We start from the raw sequence: 3,858 nt of genomic DNA, 5'->3' as shown, positions 1-3,858 counted from the left end.
CCTATTTCGAGGACTACCACCGGCTGAAATACACCAACGAGGCGATCGAGGCGGCGGTGCAGTTGTCGTCGCGTTACATTCATGACCGCAAGCTGCCCGACAAGGCGATCGACGTCATCGATGAATCCGGCGCGGCGCAAATGCTGGTCGCGGAGAACAAACGCAAGAAGACCATTGGTATCAAGGAAATCGAGACTACGATCGCGACCATGGCGCGGATTCCGCCCAAGAGCGTGTCCAAGGACGATGCCGAGGTTTTGAAACACCTTGAGCAGACGCTGAAACGCGTGGTGTTCGGCCAGGACAAGGCGATCGACGCGCTGGCGGCTTCGATCAAGCTGGCGCGTGCCGGATTGCGCGAGCCGGAAAAGCCGATCGGCTCGTATCTGTTTTCGGGTCCGACCGGCGTCGGCAAGACCGAGGTGGCAAAGCAGCTCGCCGCGTCGCTCGGCGTCGAACTGATCCGGTTCGACATGTCGGAATATATGGAGCGCCACACCGTTTCGCGCCTGATCGGCGCGCCCCCGGGCTATGTCGGCTTCGACCAGGGCGGCCTTCTGACCGACGGCGTCGATCAGCATCCGCACTGCGTGGTGCTGCTCGACGAAATCGAGAAGGCCCATCCGGACCTCTACAACGTGCTGCTGCAGATCATGGATCATGGCCGGCTCACCGACCATAACGGCAAGCAGGTCAATTTTCGCAATGTGATCCTGATCATGACCACCAATGCCGGTGCCGCCGACTTGGCGCGACAGGCCTTCGGCTTCACCCGCAACAAGCGCGAAGGCGACGATCACGAAGCCATCAATCGGCAGTTTGCGCCCGAATTCCGCAACCGGCTGGATGCCATCGTCTCGTTCGCCCACCTCAATGCCGATGTGATCGGCATGGTGGTCGAGAAGTTCGTGCTGCAGCTCGAGGCGCAGCTCGCCGACCGGGACGTCACCATCGAACTGTCGGAGCCGGCCAAGGCGTGGCTGGTACGGCATGGCTATGATGAGCAGATGGGGGCGCGGCCGATGGCGCGCGTGATCCAGGAGCACATCAAGAAGCCGCTGGCCGACCAGGTGCTGTTCGGCACGCTCAAGGGCGGTGGCCATGTCCGCGTCGTGCTGGTGAAAGACGAGGCGAACGCAGAAGCGGACCAGGAAAAAATCGGCTTCGAATATGTCGAAGGGCCGGTGACGCCGAAGCCGGAAAAACTGCCGGGCGCGCGTAAGCGCGCCGTGCCGCGCAAGCCGAGACCCGGTGGTCCCAACGGCGGGTCGAACGGACCGGCGTCGCGGGTCCCGCTGGTCAAGGTGTGAGCTGCCCAAGATAGCTATTCGATAGGCCCCTGGTTTTTGATGGATGCCCCAGTTGAAGGTCACCGCGGCCACGCGAGTTCCGCTGGTTTCGGTCGCCATGGCTGCGACCTTGCCGATCGTCACTCGGGACAGGTTCAAAGCCGAGGTCGCGCACCTGTTGAACCAATTGACCATTGGGGTTTGTGCATCCGCCGCGGTCGCCCGCCGCTCGTACTGACGGTGCGACCTGCACGGAGGTCCTCTCAGTGCCGTTAAAGGCTCGTGTTGCTGAGTCTCCTCCGACCGTATAACTACGGACGAGCAAGTTAACCTGGTAGTACATCCAACGATCCATCGTGTGGTCCATTCGGGCCTTCGTATGTCTATGGATCCAAGAAATGACCAGTGGTGCTAGATGTCGGGCATGGCTGAGAGCATCCCTGCATACAGCCACCTTGGCCGGGCTGATCCTGATCGCGGCCTGCTGGCTCGTCGCGGCTTTCGTGTCATCGGTCGAGCGCGAAAAGACCATCGAAGGGATGGTCAAGCAATCGGACGGCATGGTTCGGCTGTTCGAAGAATATACCGTGGAGATCGTCGAGCGTCTTGATCGAACTCTGCTCTTGCTTCGCAAGAGTTACGAGGATGATCCTGGCCATTTCGATTTGCGCAGCTGGTCGGCACGCACCGAACTGGTGGGTGACGAGACGCATCAGATAGCCCTGATTGGTGCGAACGGCTATCGGGTGACATCAACGACAGACTACCAGGGGCCTCCGACATATGTAGGCGATCGTGAGTATTTTCGCACGCAGCTTGATCAGGCATCTGACAAGCTGTTCATCAGCGAACCTGTAGTTGGACGGGTGACCGGGAAAGTGTCCCTGCAATTTTCGCGACGGGTACGCGCACCCGGCGGCGGCTTCGGTGGCGTCATCCTTATTTCGATCAATCCGAATTTCATCGGACGTTTTTACAGGGCCGTCGATCTCGGTGAGAAGGGCAGCATCGTTCTTCGCAACCTGGATGGTGTGATCATCGCCGCGCAGGGGCTTTCAACCGGCGCCGGCCGGCAAACCAAACAACATCCGTTCCTGGAGGCACTGGCCCGGTCGCGTTCGGGTAGCTATTGGGGAGGTGGCGCGATCGATGGCCATAACCGATTGGTGACCTATCGCACGTCGGACAAATTTCCATTGATTTTTGCGCTAGGGCTCGCCGAGAGCGATGGTTTGGGCGCCTACTGGAAGCATCGAACGACCTACTTCGCGGTGGCGGCGGTCCTTAGCTGCATCGTTCTGATCGCGATGGCGTTCACCATTCGCCACCAGGCCAAGCTTGACGAAAGTCAAGGCCGCCTGCGGCTCCTCAACGAGGAGAGTTCAGAACAAAATGTCCGGTTCGACGCCGCCCTCGCCAACATGTCGAGCGGAATCAGCATGTTCGACGCCGATGGCGAGTTGGTTGTCTGGAATGACCGGTACGTCGAGATCTACGGGATGGCACCTGAACTGATCCGGCTGGGCGTCAGCATCTATACCATCATCGAGCACCGCAAGGCGGCGGGAAACCTGGACCTCGACGTCGACACCTATATCGGCAACTTTCAGCAGCAGCTGAGCGACAACGGCAGGAGCATTTCGAGTTCCCGGCTCAGGGATGGGCGCGTGGTTTCCGTCGTCAGCACGGCGATCGGGAACGGCGGCTGGGTCGGAATTCATGAGGATATTACCGAGCGAATCGATCATGAGACATCGATCTATCATCAGGCCACCGAACTGGCGCTGGTGAACATGAGGTTCGACGCGGCGCTAAGCAACATGACGCAGGGCGTGTGCCTGTTTGATGCCCACAAGAACCTGGTGATCGTCAACCGGCGCTTCCGCGAGATGTACGGCTTCCTGGAAGAGCAGGTGGTGCCGGGGACGCCATTGTCCGAGATGCTGCAACATCACGCCCGCCAGGGTATGACGAGCGATTTGACGATCGAGGAGCATTTGCAGCGCATCCCGACCGAGGCGGATCAGTATTTCGTTACGGTCGCCGGACGAGTGATTTCGATCAAACGTACGCCGACGGCGGACGGCGGTTGGGTCGCGACCCACGAGGATGTTACGGCTCAGGAGCGGGCGCAGCAGCTGATCGCCGAGAAGGCGGCCGAGCTCGGGCACATCAATATGCAGTTTGACGCCGCGTTGAGCAACATGTCCCAGGGCATCAGCATGTACGACAGCGGCAAGCGACTCGTGGTCTGGAACCATCGCTATGCCGAACTGTATCGCTTGCCGCAGGGCTTTTTGAAAGCGGGCATTCACGTCGACGAAGTCATGACGGAAATCTTCGCTCGAAATGTTTTGAAGCAAGCGGCCACGATCGAAGATATCGTCGCAGACCGTGCGCGTCACTTCTCGACCGATTTCAATACGAGCAGAATCGATGAATTCGCCGATGGTCGTGTTGTCTTGATCTCGCGGCAGGCCATGAAGGAAGGTGGCTGGGTCTCGACCCACGAGGATATCACCGAAAGGCGGCGCGCCGAGGCCGAGATCGCTCACCTGGCGCGGCATGA

3 protein-coding genes are annotated in these 3,858 nt (G+C 59.8%); all 3 read left to right on the top strand.

Annotated elements, in window-relative coordinates; all coding sequences use genetic code 11:
* Window positions 1-1,310 (top strand): AAA family ATPase (locus tag ABSG20_RS31715; RefSeq protein ID WP_423868397.1); only part of this gene is annotated, 1,310 nt, incomplete at its 5' end.
* Between the two features lie 52 nt (window positions 1,311-1,362).
* Window positions 1,363-1,527: a hypothetical protein gene (locus ABSG20_RS31710; protein WP_423868396.1), complete on the top strand. Its 165-nt coding sequence runs from the start codon at window positions 1,363-1,365 to the stop codon at window positions 1,525-1,527.
* 217 nt (window positions 1,528-1,744) lie between these two features.
* The coding region (locus ABSG20_RS31705; protein WP_423868395.1) for a PAS-domain containing protein at window positions 1,745-3,858 on the top strand (2,114 nt) is incomplete at its 3' end.

Origin of the sequence: Bradyrhizobium sp. (assembly GCF_049512235.1) — a bacterium.
Taxonomy (GTDB): Bacteria; Pseudomonadota; Alphaproteobacteria; order Rhizobiales; family Xanthobacteraceae; genus Bradyrhizobium.
Note: the sequence above shows the minus strand (reverse complement) of the source record. Positions and strands in the feature narration are given on the sequence as shown.